At 70.0% G+C, this 17,952-nt stretch carries 16 protein-coding genes; 8 read left to right on the top strand and 8 right to left on the bottom strand.

The genetic code is table 11. From position 1 onward, the window contains the following. From ON34_RS06960 to ON34_RS06940, 5 genes are all read left to right on the top strand, one after another. The gene (locus tag ON34_RS06960) at nucleotides 1–903 is read left to right on the top strand and encodes an SDR family NAD(P)-dependent oxidoreductase (protein ID WP_051022220.1); all 903 of its coding nucleotides are present in this window, start codon (nucleotides 1–3) and stop codon (nucleotides 901–903) included. A 7-nt stretch (nucleotides 904–910) separates the two neighbouring features. Beyond that, the gene (locus ON34_RS06955; RefSeq protein WP_040775918.1) at nucleotides 911–1,831 is read left to right on the top strand and encodes a reductase; all 921 of its coding nucleotides are present in this window, start codon (nucleotides 911–913) and stop codon (nucleotides 1,829–1,831) included. Between the two features lie 11 nt (nucleotides 1,832–1,842). Then, nucleotides 1,843–3,342, top strand: a complete 1,500-nt coding sequence (locus ON34_RS06950; RefSeq protein ID WP_040775915.1) for a flavin-containing monooxygenase — start codon at nucleotides 1,843–1,845, stop codon at nucleotides 3,340–3,342. Between the two features lie 94 nt (nucleotides 3,343–3,436). Beyond that, the gene (locus ON34_RS06945) at nucleotides 3,437–4,213 is read left to right on the top strand and encodes a MerR family transcriptional regulator (protein ID WP_040775824.1); all 777 of its coding nucleotides are present in this window, start codon (nucleotides 3,437–3,439) and stop codon (nucleotides 4,211–4,213) included. A gap of 110 nt (nucleotides 4,214–4,323) precedes the next feature. Next, complete coding sequence (locus tag ON34_RS06940; protein WP_040775822.1) at nucleotides 4,324–5,418, top strand: methyltransferase; 1,095 nt, start codon at nucleotides 4,324–4,326, stop codon at nucleotides 5,416–5,418. A gap of 16 nt (nucleotides 5,419–5,434) precedes the next feature. Here ON34_RS06940 and ON34_RS06935 read toward each other — a convergent pair whose 3' ends face one another. Further along, nucleotides 5,435–5,785 carry a hypothetical protein gene (locus tag ON34_RS06935; protein ID WP_040775821.1) on the bottom strand — a complete coding sequence of 117 codons (351 nt, stop codon included), beginning with the start codon at nucleotides 5,783–5,785 and terminating at the stop codon, nucleotides 5,435–5,437. A gap of 632 nt (nucleotides 5,786–6,417) precedes the next feature. Between ON34_RS06935 and ON34_RS06930 the strand changes: the two genes are divergently transcribed. The 3 genes from ON34_RS06930 to ON34_RS06920 all read left to right on the top strand — a co-directional run bounded on the left by ON34_RS06930 (nucleotide 6,418) and on the right by ON34_RS06920 (nucleotide 8,873). Further along, nucleotides 6,418–7,122, top strand: coding sequence for an ESX secretion-associated protein EspG (locus tag ON34_RS06930; protein WP_040775818.1), 705 nt, complete (start codon nucleotides 6,418–6,420; stop codon nucleotides 7,120–7,122). Between the two features lie 90 nt (nucleotides 7,123–7,212). Continuing rightward, nucleotides 7,213–7,587, top strand: coding sequence for a hypothetical protein (locus tag ON34_RS06925; RefSeq protein ID WP_040775816.1), 375 nt, complete (start codon nucleotides 7,213–7,215; stop codon nucleotides 7,585–7,587). Beyond that, nucleotides 7,584–8,873 (top strand): hypothetical protein, encoded by a 1,290-nt coding sequence (locus ON34_RS06920; RefSeq protein WP_040775813.1) that lies wholly within the window; start codon nucleotides 7,584–7,586, stop codon nucleotides 8,871–8,873. The genes ON34_RS06925 and ON34_RS06920 overlap by 4 nt, the downstream gene beginning before the upstream one ends. A 300-nt stretch (nucleotides 8,874–9,173) precedes the next feature. On the opposite strand, the gene proB is transcribed toward ON34_RS06920, so the two are convergent. From proB to ON34_RS06880, 7 genes are all read right to left on the bottom strand, one after another. Next, on the bottom strand, nucleotides 9,174–10,274 hold the full coding sequence (proB, locus tag ON34_RS06910) for a glutamate 5-kinase (RefSeq protein WP_051022230.1): 1,101 nt from the start codon (nucleotides 10,272–10,274) through the stop codon (nucleotides 9,174–9,176). Nucleotides 10,275–10,444: 170 nt separating this feature from the next. Continuing rightward, the gene (obgE, locus tag ON34_RS06905; RefSeq protein ID WP_040775809.1) at nucleotides 10,445–11,899 is read right to left on the bottom strand and encodes a GTPase ObgE; all 1,455 of its coding nucleotides are present in this window, start codon (nucleotides 11,897–11,899) and stop codon (nucleotides 10,445–10,447) included. Between the two features lie 121 nt (nucleotides 11,900–12,020). Beyond that, a complete protein-coding gene (gene rpmA / locus ON34_RS06900; RefSeq protein ID WP_040775807.1) occupies nucleotides 12,021–12,287 on the bottom strand; it encodes a 50S ribosomal protein L27 in 267 nt (88 codons plus the stop codon). A 22-nt stretch (nucleotides 12,288–12,309) separates the two neighbouring features. Continuing rightward, nucleotides 12,310–12,621: a 50S ribosomal protein L21 gene (gene rplU / locus ON34_RS06895; RefSeq protein WP_040775804.1), complete on the bottom strand. Its 312-nt coding sequence runs from the start codon at nucleotides 12,619–12,621 to the stop codon at nucleotides 12,310–12,312. Nucleotides 12,622–12,950: 329 nt separating this feature from the next. Continuing rightward, entirely contained in the window at nucleotides 12,951–16,361 is a 3,411-nt protein-coding gene (locus ON34_RS06890; protein ID WP_040775803.1) for a translation initiation factor IF-2 N-terminal domain-containing protein, read from the bottom strand. A gap of 473 nt (nucleotides 16,362–16,834) precedes the next feature. Then, nucleotides 16,835–17,251 (bottom strand): nucleoside-diphosphate kinase, encoded by a 417-nt coding sequence (gene ndk, locus ON34_RS06885; RefSeq protein ID WP_040775911.1) that lies wholly within the window; start codon nucleotides 17,249–17,251, stop codon nucleotides 16,835–16,837. Between the two features lie 289 nt (nucleotides 17,252–17,540). Then, nucleotides 17,541–17,924, bottom strand: coding sequence for a DUF4233 domain-containing protein (locus tag ON34_RS06880; RefSeq protein ID WP_063821643.1), 384 nt, complete (start codon nucleotides 17,922–17,924; stop codon nucleotides 17,541–17,543). Nucleotides 17,925–17,952: the final 28 nt, after the last annotated feature.

Below are 17,952 nucleotides of genomic sequence, written 5' to 3'. Positions count from 1 at the left end.
ATGTTCGGACTGGATCGATGGGCGGGGATCGGCAGACCCCGCCGCACGCACGGCGCGCGAGCCGTGGTCACCGGCGCGGGCAGCGGCATCGGCCGCGCGTTCGCCCTGGAGATCGCGGCCCGCGGAGGCCAGGTGATCTGCGCCGACATCGACGAGGCGCGTGCCGACGAGACGGTCGCCCTGATCGAACGCACCTACCCCGGCGCCGCGCACGCCTTCCGCTGCGACGTGGCGCGGCGCGAGGACGTGGAGCTGCTCGCCCGCTTCGCCGACACGCTGTTCGAACGCCCGGTGAGCTTGGTGATCAACAACGCCGGCGTCGGCATCGGCGGGAAACCGGTGGGCCGCATCGGATTAGACGACTGGCGGTGGACACTGGACATCAATCTGTGGGGCGTCGTGCACGGTTGCGAGGTCTTCGCGCCGCGGCTGCGCGCCACCGGACGCGGCGGCATCATCAACGTCGCTTCGGCCGCCGGATTCGCCGCGGCCCCCTCGATGGCCGCCTACAACGTGTCGAAGGCGGGCGTGCTGTCGCTCTCGGAGACCATGGCCGCCGAACTGGGCGGCACCGGCGTCGCGGTCACCGTCCTGTGCCCGACGTTCGTGCGGACGAACGTCGCACGCGACGGCCGGATCACCAGGGAATCCGCGCAGCTGGCCGAGTTCCTGATGCGCTGGACCGGGTTCTCCCCCGAGCGCGTCGCGCGCACCGCGCTGGACGCGCACGACCGCGGGCAGCTCTACGTCCTGCCCCAGCTGGACGCGCACATCGTCTGGCTGCTCAAGCGGTACTTCCCCGCCCGGTACACCTACGTCCTCGGGCTCCTGGATCGGCTACTGCCCCAGGACGACTCGACCACCACCGGCGGCACGCCGGTCACCGACAAGACAGGAGTCTGACATGGCCATCACGATGGACTTCGACGACATGCTCCGCAAGATAAAGGACCGCCAGTGGGCGCTGGCCGACATCGACTGGGACGCACCCGGCGCCGAGACGATCACGCCCGAACTGCACGCCAGGCTGAAGCCGTTCATGGCCGACCTGATGTGGATCGAGAACGTCGGCGCCCGCGGCTTCGCGGCGATGGTCAAGAAGGCGCCGAACGAGACGCTGCGCGAGATCTACCGCTACTTCCACGCCGAGGAGCAGAAGCACGCCAACGCCGAGCTGGCGCTGATGCGCCGGTGGGGCATGCTCGACGGTGACGAGATCCCGCAGCCGAACGTGAACGTCAAGCTGGTGATCGATTTCCTGGACAAGTACTCCGACGACATGTCGCTGTCGTTCCTCGGCACCGTGATCCCGATGCTGGAGGTGGCGCTGGACGGCGCGCTGATCAAATTCGTCATGGACGAGATCGAGGACCCGATCTGCCAGGAAGTCTTCAAGAAGATCAACTCCGACGAATCCCGGCATCTGGCGGTCGATTTCGCGGTGATGGATCTGCTCGGGCACGCGCAGATGCGCACGTTGCTCATCGACCTGGTCGGCGGCTGGGCCAAGCCCTCGCTGATCATCGGAGTGCTCAGTTACGTGCCGCTGCTGAACAAGATGCGCGACAACATCGTCGCGATGGGCGTCGACGAGGAGAGGCTCTACGGCGCGCTGAAGCGGTACGCGAACGTCGGCGAGCGCAGCGAATTCGCGCGCAGACTGCCGATGTACCAGATCGTCAAGATGCACGGCGGCTGGGTGATCAACCGCGATCACCCCTACCACCTGGTGGCCGACGCGCTGGTGAAGATCACCGGCTTGGTGCCGAAGGCCCTGCTGCGCAAGGACCCCACCTGGTCGAAGGAACTGACCTACGAGCCCGCCGCATGACAGGGGAACCGATGAGCACGCACACCCTCGACGTCGCCGTGATCGGCGGCGGGTTCGCCGGGATCGGCACGGCCATCCGCCTGAAGCAGCACGGAATCCACGATTTCGCGATCTTCGAGCGGGGCACCGCGGTCGGTGGAACTTGGCGCGACAACACCTATCCAGGGGCGGCATGCGACATTCCGTCGCGGCTGTATTCCTACAGTTTCGCGCCGAATCCGGACTGGTCGCAGACCTACTCCGGCAGCGCGGAGATTCTCGGCTATATCGAGGCGATGGTCGCCGAGTTCCGGCTCGAGCCGCATATCCGCTTCGGGCACCACGTCTCCGGCATCGTGTTCGACGAGCAGGCCGGGACCTGGGAGATCGCCGTCGAGGGACAGCCGCACCCGATCCTGGCGCGCACGGTGGTGCTGGCATCGGGGCCGCTGGCCAACGCCAGTTTCCCGGATATTCGCGGCATCGAGACCTACCGGGGTCACAAGATCCACAGCGCCCGCTGGGATCACGACTACGACTTCACGGGCAAGCGGGTCGCGGTGATCGGCACCGGGGCCAGCGCGGTCCAGATCATTCCGGAACTGGTTGAGCAGGCCGCCTCGGTGAAGGTGTTCCAGCGCACGCCCGGCTGGGTGCTGCCGCGGGTCAACCGGCGGACCACCGTCCTCACCAAGGAGGTCTACCGCCGGGTGCCCGCCGCCGAGCAGCTGGCGCGGCGCGCCTGGTACTACGGGCACGAGTCGGTCGCGCTCGGCGTGGTCTGGAATACGCCGCTGACCAGGGTGGTCGAGCTGGTCGGCAAGGCGCAGCTGCGCAGACAGGTCAAGGACCCCTGGCTGCGTCGTCAGCTCACACCGGACTTCCGGGCGGGCTGCAAGCGCTTGCTGATGACCGACGACTACTACCCCGCGCTGCAACGCGACAACTGCAAGCTGATCACCTGGCCCATCGCCCGGCTCTCCGAGCAGGGCATCCGCACCGCGGAAGGCGTCGAGCACCAAGCGGACTGCATTGTCTTCGCGACCGGGTTCGATGTGTCCAAGACCGGAACGCCCATTCCGGTGGTCGGGCTCGACGGGCGCGTTCTCGCCGAGGAGTGGTCGCGCGGCGCCTACGCCTACAAGAGCGTCGCGGTCGCCGGATATCCCAACCTGTTCCTGACGTTCGGACCCAACTCCGGACCTGGGCACAACTCGGCGCTGGTCTATATGGAAGCCCAGATCGACTACCTGGTCAGCGCGATCGGCACGATTCTGGACCGGGATCTGCTGTTCCTCGACGTCCGGCGCGACCGGCAGGACCGCTACAACGCGGCCATCCAGCGCAGACTCGCGGCCACCACCTGGAGCTCGGGCTGCCGCAGCTGGTATCTCACCGAGGACGGCTTCAACGCGACCATGTATCCGGGCTTCGCCACCCAGTACGCGCATCAGCTGCGCACGGTCGATCTCGACGACTATCTGGTGGTCGAGGCGAGCGCCGCGCGGCGCCGGGTCGCGCCGGTTTCCTAGGTGCCGAGTCGGCGGTGGGCCGGGCGATAGACTCGGTCGGCAGGGTTTCCGCAGCGCGCCGCCGCTCTGCTCGGCGCCGTGGTCAGCGAGGGAGGTGAGGTCGACGCCGGAGTACCGGATCGACGATCTCGCGCGCGCCGCGGGCACCACCACCCGGAATGTGCGTGCCTACCAGGAACGCGGACTGCTGCCGCCGCCGGTCGGCAAGGACGGGCGGGCCAGCATCTACGACGACTCGCACCTGGAGCGGCTGCGCCTGATCGACGCGCTGCTGCAGCGCGGCTTCACCACCGCGCACATCGCCGACTTCATCACCAGCTGGGAAACCGGCAAGGACCTCACCGAGGTGCTCGGGCTGCAACACGCCGTGACGGCGTCCTGGGCCAAGGACGAGACCTTCGAGGTGCCGCGCGAGCTGATCGGCACCATCCTCGGCGCCGAGGCCGACGAGCTGGTCGACCGGTTGCGCGAGATGAAACTGGTCCGGCTGGAGGGCGAGACGGTGGTGTTCACCGACACCCAGCTGCTCACCTCGTTCGCCGAGCTGCACGAGTACGGTCTCGAACTGCGCACGCTCATCGAGATCTACGCCAAGGTGGCCGACCGGATCGATGACATCACCCACATCATGATCACCGCCGCCAAACAGCACATCATCGACGAGCACGGCCCCGGCTGGCTGCCGGACACCAGCAGCGAGATCGCCGACACCACAACAATGCTCAACAAGATGCGGGAGCTGGCGGTCGCCTCGGTGCACGCCACCCTCGCCCGTTCGCTGGACGTCACGCTGCGACGCGAACTCGGCGACTATCTCGCCACGGCCGCCGACCGCGAGCGCAGGCGCAGCGAATCCCGACCCGATATCTGAGGCGGCGGTGGGCCGGTGCCGCATTCGCCCGTGCGCCCCCTGCACCCCACCGTCACGACGTACCCTCCTAGGCAAGCGCAGAGTGCCGACCTTCGACGGATGGAGTCGCCGTGGCGTCCGACCGACCCAGAATCCCTCCGCAGCGGCTGGTGCGGGCCGTCGAATCGATCCGCACCGGACTGGCCGCGGCGTTTCGCAAGCTGGTGCCGGGACACATCGCGCTGATGGAACTCATCGCCGCCGGATGGATCACGCAGGCCATCCACGCCGCCGCGGCGCTCGGGGTGGCCGACGAGCTCGCGAAAGGGCCGCGCTCGAGCGCGGAGCTCGCCGCGGCGGTCGGCGCCGACGAGGACGCGTTGCGGCGCCTGCTGCGGCTGCTGATCAGCTACGGCATCTTCACGCAGCACCGCGACGGACGCTACGCGCTCACGTCGATGGCACGGGCGCTGCGCCGCGACGCGGACGTGTCATTGCGCGACGCGGTGCTGTTCTTCGGTTCCGCCACCCACCGCAACCACTGGTCGCACCTCGTCGACGCCGTGCGGACCGGACGGCCCGTCGGCGAGCAACTGAACGGGATGCCGTTCTTCGACTACGTGCAGCGCGATCGCGAACTCGGCGAGCTGTTCGACCGCGCGATGACCAGCATCAGCACCCTGGCGATGGAACCGCTGCTGGCGGCCTACGACTTCGGCCGCTACGAAACCCTCGTCGACGTCGGCGGTGGCGAAGGAACACTGCTCACCGAAATCCTGCGTCGCTCGCCGCGGTCGCGCGGCATCCTGTTCGATCTCCCCGAGGTGGTGGCCGCCGCGCCCGCCCGGCTCGCCGAACTCGGCTTGGCCGAACGCTGCGCCGTCGAGAGCGGATCGTTCTTCGACAGCGTCCCCAAGGGTGGCGACGCCTACATCCTCAAACACATCCTGCACGACTGGGCCGAGCCGGACGCCGGCCGCATCCTGGGCGCACTGCGGGCGGCGATGGAGCCCGATGCGCGGCTGCTGATCATCGAACTCGTGGTTCCGGAACACACCGGCCCGCACCCGAGCAAGTTCATCGACCTGGAGATGCTGGTCAACGCGGGCGGCCGGGAACGGACCGAGGCCGAGTACCGGGAATTCCTTGCCCGCCACGGGTTCACGCTCGTCCGGTGCGTGCCGACCGTCTCGCCCGACAATGTGCTGGAAGCGCGGCCGAGCTGAAAACCGGAGCGTTCCGCTACCGCGTCGCGGGAACGACGAACGCGAGGGTCGCGACGCCGATGGAGTCATCCGACACGCACGTGGCGCGCATCGGCTTGCCGACGTTCGTCTGCTGCGACTCGAAGCCGCTGTAGTAGCCGAAGACCGGACCGGAATGCCCTGGCGGCACGTGGAAACCGAGGCACTCGGCCTCCAAGACCGCCGCCCCCTCACCGCTGTGGCACAGGGCGGCCGCGTCGGTGACGCCGCGGTCGACATAGCAGCCGGTCGGCTCGGCCCCGGCCGACCCGGCGCCGATGACGACGAAACCAACCCCGAAGGCCAGCAGACCGATTGCCCCGCCTGCTCGCCGCATCATGGTGTGCACCCGCAATACCTCCTCGGCAGATCTCGGCCAATCCTGGTTTTGCTGCGCGGGGCTGCCCCATCGCCTCGCATGCCTGCTCTTCCCCGCTAATTTCAGCAGAATCGGGCGGACCGGTCGAGTGCGACACCAGTGCGGAACGATCGCGGCGAAATCGCGGTATACGGCGGCGGACGTACGCTGGTTCCCGAAGGGCCGCCCGGGCCGCCGCGCCGACAATCCGCGCCGCCGCAAAGGAATCCATACCGCCTGGATGAAAGGCCTCGGGCATCGTTGTCGATGTGAGATCCGTCACCACCGATTCGGCAGCGGACGAAGTTGTCGAGACCGTCGGAGGCTCGATCCGGGGACTCGATACCGACACTGCCGACGCCGACGCGGCTCCGGGTGGCCGAAGCGGAATCTCCGTGGTGTCGCGGCGAGACCTGCACAGAGCGCTTCTCTCGAACGCCATCCCGGGGCCCAGCGCTGCGACACCCGGAACAGAACGTGCCGAACCGCCTGGAGTCATGCTCCGGGAATGCGACGAGGCGTCGTGCCGCGAGTCCTGGTCGCGCACATGACACTCCGGTCCGGAATGGGACCGCTAGGCTACGGACAGCGTCGACGGGTTCGAGTGAGGATGTGATTCGGCCGTGGATTGGACCTTCACTCCGGACGAGTTCGCCCATATCTGGCGGGAAACCGATCTGGATCGCCACCCGTATCCGCTGCGCATCCTGGAAACGCCGCGTACCGAGGACGAGGCGGAGAAGCTGCGCAGCGCCATCGCCGAACGGCTGCCGCTCGGCTCGAACCCCGATCTGTCGGCGTGCCTGCGCATTCTGGCCGAACCGCACACCAGGATCGTCGCGATCGGCGGCGCGCACCGGCCGGGCAGCGAACTGCGGCTACTGGCCGCCGCGATCTACGACCGCGCCGTGCTGGCGGTGCAGGAACCCGGGTCGAGTCCGGATTTCGGCGGCCGGGTGCGGGTTTCGATCGGACACAGCTCGAAGCTGGGCCAGCGGATCGCGGCGCTGCTGCCGAAGACGCCGCCGGGCAAGGAACCTCCTCGCGTCGCGTCCGGCGACGCGGTGCGGGATCAGGAGACCGTGCCAGCGCGCCGATCGGCCGCGCCGCGGATCCGCAAGCTGCTGCTCGAGCCGCACACCGCCGAGGGGCACATCAGAATCGAACCGCGGCTGGATCGTCCGGCTCCGCCGCCGCCGACCCACTACACCTGGATCGACGTGCGGAACGACGGGCGGTACCTGATCAAGGCGGGCGACGAGGTGCGCATCACCCCGGCGTCATCCGAGCAGATCGCCGCGCAACTGCAGAAACGCATTCCGGCATAGCTCGTTTCGGCGGCCGAGGCCGACGACTTTGCTGACCCGGGACCGGCTTCCGGTTAATCTGGGGCGGACGACCGATCTCAGGGGTGAGCGATGACGATCGAGACCAGCCGAGCCGATATCGCCCGATTCAAGGAGGCGGCACAGGCCGGGACCGTTCAGTTCGATCCGGCGGCGGCGCGGCAGTGCGCCGAGATGTACGACCGGCAGGCCGATCGGCTGCTCCACCTACAGCAGCGCCTCGAATCCGCCGCGGAACTCGGCGGATTCGGTGGTTTCGTCTCCGCGCAGCAGTTGCAGGCCGGTTTCAGCCACAAGGCGCGGGACGCCGCGGCCCTGCTCGACCACTACATCGAGGCGGCCTACCGGATGAAGGAAGCGTTTCTGATCAGCGGCGGTCTGTTCGAGGAGGCCGACGCCGCGCACGCCGCCGCGCTGCGCGCCATCGAGCCGAGGCTCCCGCGATGAGCGGCTCCGATCCCACCTACATCAACTCGATGGAGCATTTCGAGTCGATGCGGCACGAGGAGATCTACGCCAAGGCCCAGCAGATCGATGCCGCGCAGGTGCTGCGCGCCTCGACCACCTGGCTGGAGGTGGCCGGCGCGCTCAGCACGTCGTTCCCGCTCACGCACGGCGGCGTGGACCGCGTGATGGACTCCGTCGAGTGGAAAGGCGCCGCCGCGGACGCGGCCCAGGCCAGCGCACGTAGTTTCGCGGCGTCCGCCGACGAACTGGCGGCGGTGCTGGGACAGGTCGGCGCCCGACTCGGCGGGGTCGCCGCCGCCGCCGAGGCGGTGAAGCTCGCGGTGGTGCCGCCCGGCGAATCCGGACCGGTCGGCGCGATCGCGAGAGCTCTGGAGGCGGCTCGCGTCATCGACGCGCAGATGGCGCAGGAAGCACTGCGCCAGGAGGCCGTGCTCGCGATGAACATGGTGTACAAGCCCGCCTACTCCGCGGCGGGTACCGCCGTGCCCGCGCTGCCCGAACCACCCGCCATCCCCGCCGCACCGTCCACACCGCGGGCGGGCTCCCCCGGCACGCCGAGATACGCGACGCCCGAGCAGGTGCCGCAGGACAACCGATCACCGCAGGGCGCAACGCAATCCGCGCCTTCCGCACCGGAATCGTCCGAGCCATCGCACAATCCGGTGCCGCCGAAACCGGAGCAGATTCCTTCCGCGCCGCCCACTCAGCAGGCTCCGCCGCAGCAATCCCCGTCCACCCAGGCACCGACACCGTCACCCGAGCCAGCGCCGCAGACGCCACCCACAACTCAGGCACCGCCGAGTCCCGCACCGCAAACCCCGGAGCCCACACAGCCACCCAGCTCGTCAGCACCCCCGTCCCCACCGCAGGCACCGTCACCCGAGCCAGCGCCGCAGACGCCACCCACAACTCAGGCACCGCCGAGTCCCGCACCGCAAACCCCGGAGCCCACGCAACCACCCAGCTCGTCGGCACCGCCGACCCAGCCGCCGCTGCCGACTCCCCCTCCCCCGCAACAAGTCCCGGAACCGGCGCAGCCGCCGAGCTCGTCAGCACCCCCGCCCCCGCCGCAGACCCCGGAACCCGCCCAACCACCGAGCCCACCCCAGGCACCGCCGCCACCCGCGCAGCCCGCGGTTCCCGGCCCGGCCAGGCCCCAGGTCGAGCTGCCCGACCCAGGCGGCCAGCCCGGCGTCACCGGCCCGGTGGAGGGCAACCAAGGACACATACCCACCACCAACCAACCCGGCGTCGTCCCGTCCTGATCGCCGCCAGCGCGCCTCCGCGCCAACGCGTCGGCAGCAGATCGAATGCCGGTACGCCTCGGTTTTACGACGAGGAAGTGCTCTACGTCCAAGGTCGCGACGGCTCGCGCCCCGCGACGTTCTGCAACAGCGATGACCGATGCACCCACGGCACCGAGTGGCAGGTCGGGGTAAGCGGCCTGGTCAACGGCTCCAACGACAGGTCGCCGTCGAGGAGTGCTGGGATGAAGAGGGCCTCCGAACGGTGCACCGCTGCGTTGCTCGAGTAGTGCGCGGCCACGGCTGGTTGATGCCCGCGGATTACACCTTCACCAGGTCGTCGGCGTGGATGACGGGGCGTTGCATGGTGTCGGGGAGTTCGTCGGTGGAGCGGCCGAGCATGCCGGTCAGTTCGGTGCTGTCGTATGCGACGACGCCGCGGGCGACGACGCGGTTGTCGGGGGCCACCAGGTCGACCACGTCGCCGCCGTAGAAGCGGCCGCGGACGCCGACGATGCCCGCGGCGAGCAGTGATCGACGGCGGAACGCCACCGCTTGGACCGCGCCGTCGTCGATGAGCAGCGCGCCGCGGCTGTCGGCGGCGTGCCGGACCCAGAACTTGCGCGCGGACAAGCGCACCGGGCGGGCGGCGAACGCGGTGCCGACGGTGCCGGTGGTGAGCGCGGTCGCGGCGGAGGAAGCGGCGGCCAGCAGGACGGGCACGCCCGCGTCGGCGGCCAGCCGGGCCGCGGACAGCTTGGAGGCCATGCCGCCGGTGCCGAGCGCGCCCCCGCTGCCCGCGATGACGCCGTCCAGGTCGGCGCTGCTGCGGACCTCGGGGATGAAAGTGGCCGCGCCCTTGCGGGGGTCGCCGTCGTACAGGCCCTCCACGTCGGACAGCAGCACGAGCGCGTCCGCGCCGACCAGGTGCGCGACCAACGCGGCAAGCCGGTCGTTGTCGCCGAAACGGATCTCTTCGGTGGCGACGGTGTCGTTTTCGTTCACCACCGCGACCGCACCGAGCGAACGCAGACGATCCAGGGTGCGCTGCGCGTTGCGATGGTGCTCGCGGCGGGCGAAGTCGTCGGCGCTCAACAGCACCTGGCCGACCGTGCGGCCGTAGCGGGCGAACGACGTGCCCCACGCGTGGGCGAGCGCGAGCTGTCCGACGCTCGCGGCCGCCTGCTTGGTGGCCAGATCACGCGGACGACTGGTCAGCCCGAGCGGCGCGATACCGGCGCCGATCGCGCCGGAGGACACCACGACCACGTCGGATCCCGCGCGCATCCTGGCCTCGACCGCGTCCGCGAGCCGATCCAGCCGCGCGGTGTCCAGACCGCCTTTCAGGCTGGTCAGCGCGGACGAACCGATCTTCACCACCACGCGCCGCGCCGACGCGATCGCCAGCCGAACCTCGCTCAGGCCCGACGAATCCGTCTCGGCGGTCACCGAAGTCACCTGCATCGCCACCGAACTCCCTGCGCCACAATCGAATCCACGGTAGTCCTGGCGGGGGCCACGGTTCGCCCCCACCCGTGAAGGATCGAGCCGGTCGCGCACCGCGACGACACCGCGACTCGACCGTCCACGTCCTACTCCTCGTCTTCTCGCACCAACCCGCGCCGCACCCGGGACGCGTGCTTGCGCTCGGCCGCGCTCACCCGGTCGGTCTGCTCCAACCGGATATCGGTGCCGCGGCCGGTGGGCACCATGTCGATGCCCGCCGAGATCTGCGGCTCCCACTCGAAGGTCACGTCGCCGATGGTCACCGGCGCCCCCGGCTCGGCGCCCAAGCGCACCAGCTCGTCCTCGACGCCGAGGCGGGCGAGGCGGTCGGCCAGGTAGCCCACGGCCTCGTCGTTGTCGAACTGGGTTTGGTGCACCCAGCGCTCCGGCCGGGTGCCGCGCACGATGAAGCCGCCCGGCTCCTCCGGGTCCGCGACCACGCTGAACCCGCTCTCGTCCACCGCGATGGGCCGGATGACCGGGCGCTTGGGCGCCGCCTTCGGATGCTCCTCGCGGTACTTGCGCACCAGGTCGGCGAGGGCGAAGGTCAAGGGGCGCAGGCCCGCACGGCTCACCGCGGAGATCTCGAACACCGGCCAGCCCCGCTCGGTGAACTCCGGGGTCACCATGTCCGCGAGCTCGGCGGCATCCGGCACGTCGATCTTGTTCAGGATCACCACGCGCGGCCGGTCGGCCAGATCGCCGAGCCCGGCGTCGGCGCTCAGCGCCGGTCGATAGGCGGCGAGTTCGGCCTCGAGCGCGTCCACGTCGGACACCGGGTCGCGTCCCGGCTCCAGCGTGGCGCAATCCACCACGTGCGCGAGCACCGCGCAGCGCTCCAGATGCCGCAAGAAGTCCAGGCCGAGGCCACGGCCCTCGCTGGCGCCGGGAATCAGGCCGGGCACGTCCGCGACGGTGAACGTGGTGTCGCCGCTGGCGACTACACCGAGGTTGGGGACAAGGGTCGTGAACGGGTAGTCGGCGATCTTCGGCTTGGCCGCCGACAGCACCGAGACCAGCGACGATTTGCCCGCTGACGGGAAGCCGACGAGTCCGACGTCGGCGACCGACTTCAGCTCCAGCACCAGATCGAGCTCTTCGCCGTCCTCGCCGAGCAGCGCGAAGCCGGGCGCCTTGCGCGCCTTCGAGGCCAGCGCGGCGTTGCCCAGCCCGCCGCGTCCGCCGCGGGCGACGATGAAGCGGTTGCCGCTACCGACCAGGTCGACGAGCACCTTGCCGTCGTCGTCGAGCACCATGGTGCCGTCGGGCACCTTCAGCACCAGGTCGGCGCCCTGCTTGCCGTCGCGGTGGCCGCCCTCGCCCGGCTTGCCGTTGCCCGCCTTGGCGTGCGGGTGGAAGTGGAAGTCCAGCAGGGTGTGCACATTGGAGTCGACCTCGAGGATCACGTCTCCGCCGTTGCCGCCGTTGCCGCCGTCGGGTCCGCCGAGCGGCTTGAACTTCTCCCGGTGCACCGAGGCGCAACCGTGGCCACCCTTTCCCGCACGCACATGCAGTACGACACGGTCGATGAACTTGGACATACGCCGAATCATCCTCCTTCTGGACGGGTCGTACTCAGGGCTGGTCGGAGTGGGAACACGAAAAACGGGCCAGGGTTTCGAGACCCTGACCCGCTCGCTATGTCCGGAAGTGGTTCGGCGGTCAGGCCTGAACCGGCTCCGGGACGACGATGTTGACGGTCTTGCGTCCACGCTTGGTGCCGAACTCGACCGCGCCCGCCGCGAGGGCGAACAGGGTGTCGTCACCACCACGGCCGACGTTCACGCCGGGGTGGAAGTGGGTGCCACGCTGACGCACCAGGATCTCGCCCGCCTTGACCGACTGGCCGCCGAAGCGCTTGACGCCGAGTCGCTGGGCGTTGGAATCGCGTCCGTTCCGGGAGCTGGACGCGCCCTTCTTGTGTGCCATAGCTGATTCTCCTCGGGATGTCTTACTTGATGCCGGTGACCTTCAGGACCGTCAGCGGCTGACGGTGACCCTGGCGCTTGTGGTAGCCGGTCTTGTTCTTGAACTTGTGGATGCGGATCTTCGGGCCCTTGGTCTGCTCGACCACCTCGGCGGCCACGGAGACCTTGGCCAGCTTCGCGGCATCGGTGGTCAGCTCGGCGCCATCGACGACCAGGACCGGATCCAGCGCCACGGCGGTGCCCGGCGCACCCTCGATCTTCTCGACCTTCACCAGGTCACCGACCGCGACCTTGTACTGCTTTCCGCCGGTCTTGACGATCGCGTACGTTGCCATCGGTCGGCTGCCCTTCTTCCTATAGTGCTCGGCACTTGCTCACGCGGCGCTCCCCGGGTCTGATTCCACCGGAAACCGCCACACGACTGGTCTGGTAATCGCCGCCGCCTCGGCGCCTGGTGGCTCTCGGTATCGAACTGGCGAGAACCGGGCCACGAAGACAAAACATGTTGTCACCGGGCAGCGACTGTCCAAGATTACAGGACGGCCACCGCCACGACCAAACCGGCGTCCATGCGCACACCGCGCCTACGCCACCGGTTCGCCGCCGACACGCACGTGGCCCCCGCCGGTCGCACCGACGAGGGCCACGGAACGTGCGAGACGACTCAGTCCGTCGACTCCGGCGCGCCTGCCGGTCGCCCGACCGCCCGCCTGCGCGGCCGGTTGCGCTGCGGCAATTCGACCGGCTCCGGCTGGGAGTAGTCGATGGCGGGCGCGGGCGCCTGCTCACCGGTGGGCAGCACGAACACCGCGCCCGAGCTGTCCGCGGCCGGTGCGGCGGCGGAACGAGCGACCCTCCGGCGCCGAGCCGGGCGGCCCTGCCCCGGTTCGGCCACACCGTTGGCGGTCACCGCGGCACTGGCCGCCTCGACCGCCGATGCGGGCGCCGCAGCCTGCTCGGGCTCTGCGGCCCGGGCGGGCTGCTGCGCCTGCTGCGCCTGTGCGGCTTGCGCCGACTCCGCGCCGGGAGCGGGCTCGGCAGCCTGCTCGGGCTCCGCGGCCTCCACGTGCTCAGCACCGCGAACAGCCGCCACCGCGCCGACAGCCTCGGCAACGCCAGCGGCCTGCGCGGGCTCGGCAACCGCTTCGGCTTGTTCGGCGCCCACGGGCTCGCCGGTCTCGACCTGCTCGACGACCTCGACGATTTCGGCGGGCTCGGTTTCGGGCTCCTCCGCGGGCACCGCCACGGCGGCGTGCACGGTCTCCGCGGCCAGCGACTCGGCGGCGCCTTCTTCGACGGCCGTGGCCGATTCGTCGACGACCGCGGGCTCGACAGCCTCGGCCGTCCGGGCCTGCGCTGTGCCGACCGCCGACGCCACGGCACCGACTTTGTCGCCGGGCTTCTCGTGGTCGGCGTCCTCGGAGTGGTGCGCGGCCATCGCCAGCGCCACCGGATGCGCCCGCTTGACGGCGGCGTCCTCCTCGGTGTGGTCGGTCGCGGGACCGGCCCCGTTGGCCGGCTGGGCCTGCGCGGCCGCGCCCTTGTCCCGGCCGCGCCGCCTGCGCGAACCGCCTTCCCTGGTCCGCCCGGCGGCTTCCTCGCCCGAACCGGGCTCCACCGGGTAGGTGTGCACCAGGATGCCGCGGCCATGGCAGTGCTCGCAGGTGGTGGAGAATGCCTCGACCAGGCCCGTACCCAGCTTCTTGCGGGTCATCTGGACCAGGCCGAGCGAGGTGACCTCGGAGACCTGGTGCCGGGTGCGGTCCCGGCCCAGCGCCTCGGTGAGGCGGCGCAGCACCAGGTCGCGGTTGGACTCGAGGACCATGTCGATGAAGTCGACGACGATCATGCCGCCGATATCGCGCAGCCGCATCTGGCGCACGATCTCCTCGGCCGCCTCCAGGTTGTTCCTGGTGACCGTCTCCTCCAGGTTGCTGCCGCCGGAGCCGGTGAACTTGCCGGTGTTCACGTCGATCACCGTCATGGCCTCGGTGCGGTCGATCACCAGGGTGCCGCCGGAGGGCAGCCACACCTTGCGATCCAGCGCCTTGGCCAGCTGCTCGTCGATCCGGTAGGCCTCGAACACGTCGACGCCGTTGTTCTCGTGCCGGGCGACCCGGGCGAGCAGGTCCGGCGCGACGGTGCCGATGTACTTCTCCACCGTGCTCCAGGCCCGGTCGCCTTCGATGACCAGTTTGGAGAAGTCCTCGTTGAACAGGTCACGGATGACCTTGACCAGGAGGTCGGGCTCCTCGTACAGCGTCTTGGGCGCGTTGTTGTCCTTGCCGGTCTGCTCCTGGATGGTGCGCCAGGTGGCCTGCAGCCGTTCCACGTCCCGGGCCAGCTCGGCCTCGCTGACGCCCTCGGAGGCCGTGCGGATGATCACACCGGCGTCGGCGGGCACGATCTCGCGCAGGATCTCCTTCAGGCGCTTGCGCTCGGTGTCGGGCAGCTTGCGACTGATCCCGGTGGAGGTGCCGCCCGGCACGTACACCAGGAAGCGACCGGCCAGGCTGATCTGGGTGGTCAGGCGGGCGCCCTTGTGACCGACCGGGTCCTTGCTCACCTGGACGAGCACCTGGTCGCCCGGCTTGAGCGCCTGCTCGATCTTGCGCTCCTTGCCGCCGAGCCCGGCGGCCTCCCAGTTCACCTCACCGGCGTAGAGCACGCCGTTGCGGCCGCGGCCGATGTCGACGAACGCCGCCTCCATGCTGGGCAGCACGTTCTGCACCTTGCCCAGGTAGACGTTGCCCACCATGGACGCGGAACCGGTGCTGGTGACGAAGTGCTCGACCAGGACGTTGTCTTCCAGCACCGCGACCTGCGTCGCGGTCGGATGGTCCGGGAAGGACTTCTCGCGCACCACCATGACCCGGTCCACCGCCTCGCGCCGGGCCAGGAACTCCGACTCGGTCAGGATCGGCGGACGGCGGCGGCCCGCTTCCCGGCCGTCCCGGCGGCGCTGCCGCTTGGCTTCCAGCCGGGTGGAGCCGGTGATGCCCTGGACCTCGTCCACCGTGACGCGGGCGCGGCTCTTGTTGCGCGGCTCGCGCTCGTGCACGACCGTGTTCGGCGGATCGTCGTCGGCGGACTCGGCCTCACCGGATTCGCCGGCCACCTTGCGGCGACGGCGACGACGGCGGCGACGGCTGGAACCCTCCGGCACGCCCTCCTCGTCCTCGGCCTCGGCGGCGGTGGTGGTCTCGGCGGGCTCCGCCGCTTCGGCGGACTCGGTGGTCTCGGCGGCCGACTCGTCCTCGGTGTCGGACTCGGTGTCCTCGCCCTCGTTGTCGGCGTCGGACTGCTGTTCGCCGCGTCCGCGTCCACGGCCTCGGCGGCCACGACGCCTGCGCCGCGGCTGGCCCTCGTCACCCTGCTGATCGGACGACTCGCGCTCGTCCTCGGCGACCTCGGTCTCGTCTTCGGCGGGGGCGGGCTTCGGCGCCGTCTCCTCGACACGCTCCTCGGCGCGCCTGGCCTCTCGTTCCGCGCGACGCCGCCTGCGCGCCTCCTCGGCGGCCGAGGCGTCCGGCGGCAGGAACAGCGGCGCCTGCACGACGGCGGCCGATTCGAACACCACCGGGGCGACCGGCTCCGGCTCCTGTCGCACCACGTGGGTGAACAACTGCGTCGGCTGGTGTGCCGCGTCGCCGGTCGGCGTGTGCTGTACGGGGTTCGGCGCGTCCGGCGCGGAGAAGATGACACTCCCGGCCCCGAACGGCGTCGCGACTTCCGGTTGCGACGCGGCTACCGGTGGTTCGCCGGTCGCGGGCGCACTCTCGGCGGCCCGCGCGGTGCCCGCGTCCGCCGGTGCGGCCGTCCCCTGCGGCGGGGACTCTTCCTGTTCGGGCGCGGCGTCCGTCTCGACCGGCGCCAAGGCGTCGCGGACGGACTCCGCGACGGCTCGGTCGACGTTCGATTGCGCGCTGCGCGCGTCCGCCCCCATCTCGGTCAGCTTGGCCAGGATGCGCTTGCTCGTTACCCCCAGCAGCTTGGCAAGTGCGTGAACTCGGATTCGCTCCGGCAATTGTTCGGCATCCTGTGATGTTGTTTCCAGCGGCTCTTGATCGGCCACGAAGTCTCCTCGGGGCCCCCGGGCGCGTCCCTCCCGGCGGGAGTGACGCGGCCGACGCGGGGGCGCTGTTCGTTCGACTCGCACCCGGTGGGCGCGAGGTCAAGTGGTCTCGCCCCGCGTGCCCGGTTATCTCCTCGGTCGTTCGTCGTTCGGGCTAACTGGTCACGCGGCGCCTGGCAGTATGGCTGAACTCCGTGGGTCGAGCGCTCATCCAGCGTGCCGACGCGAACAGCGAGCCCCGATTACCAGGCCGTTTGTCCGTGGCAGCGATGATCGGCATCGAACCGCGGTGTCATCCGGCTGCGCTCGTCACGTCTTGTTCGCGCACCTGCACGAACAGTCGGCGTCGAATGCAGCCGATGCCAGTATCCCACATCGCGCGCCGGGCGTTCGCCATCGGCGCTCGGCACCGCCGCGCCCGCGACGCGTTCGCCCCGCGCCGGCAGGGCGCGGGCACGACGGTCGAGACCCGATCAGGCGGGCAGTTCCGGGAACCAGAGGGCGATCTCACGCTTGGCCGATTCGGGCGAATCGGACCCGTGCACCAGGTTCTCCTGCGTCTCCAGAGCGAAGTCTCCGCGAATGCTGCCGGGCGCGGCCTTCTCGACCGGATCGGTACCTCCGGCGATCTGCCGGAACGCCGCGATGGCGCGCGGGCCCTCCAGAATGGCCGCGACCACCGGACCCGAGGTGATGAACTCGATCAGGGAACCGAAGAACGGCTTCTCGGCGTGCTCGGCGTAGTGGCCCTTGGCCAGTTCCTCGGACACCTGCTTCAGCTCGAGGGCGACGATCTTCAGCCCCTTGCGCTCGATACGTGCCAGCACCTCGCCGACAAGGCCACGGGCCACACCGTCCGGCTTGATGAGTACCAACGTCTGCTCAGTCACGGCGCACAGCATAAAGGACGCAGTCGGACGCAGTCCGTCCTCAGCCCGCGCACGGCCGGAGCGAAGGCGGAGGTACGCCTAACGGGCAACCTTCCGGGCGCCACACCAGCGGTCGCGCTGGCCGGGTCCGGACCTGTCCTTGCACGGCCCTGCCACCCTACGACGCTGCCTCGCACGGGTGTGCCCTTCCCGGCCCTGTAACAGACCCGCACGGCACCGCAGTACGGCACGCAGCCGAGCGGCCCGCAGTAGGCACCTTGGCGCGCCGAGCCGATCGCCGCGATGACAGCTAGTCGCGCCGGATGCGCTGACTCGGCAGCAAGCCCTTCTCCATCCGCCCCCGCACGTCGGCGCGCAGCACCAGGATGAAGCCCCAGACCACGGCGAACACCACGCCGATGATGCCGATGGACAGGTGTATCAACGCGCCGAGCAGAACGAAGACTTGCAGCGCGAGGTTGAACGGCAGCGCCCACGGCCGCCGCTGCAACCCGGCGCCCAGGAACATCACCACCGCGAGGACCACGAGGTAAGTGCCGGACAGCCAGGTCACCCCGCCTCCGACATCGGCCACCACCGGCAGCGCGAGCAGCACGACGATCGCTTCGAGCACCAGAGTGCCCGCCATCACCCCGCGGAAGCCCTTCCACGGATCGGTAGCGGGCGGCGGCACCGGCCGCTCGCCCTGCTCGGCGGGTTCA

The sequence above is a fragment of the Nocardia pneumoniae NBRC 100136 genome, from assembly GCF_000308755.1.
Lineage (GTDB): Bacteria > Actinomycetota > Actinomycetes > Mycobacteriales > Mycobacteriaceae > Nocardia > Nocardia pneumoniae.
Note: the sequence above shows the minus strand (reverse complement) of the source record. Positions and strands in the feature narration are given on the sequence as shown.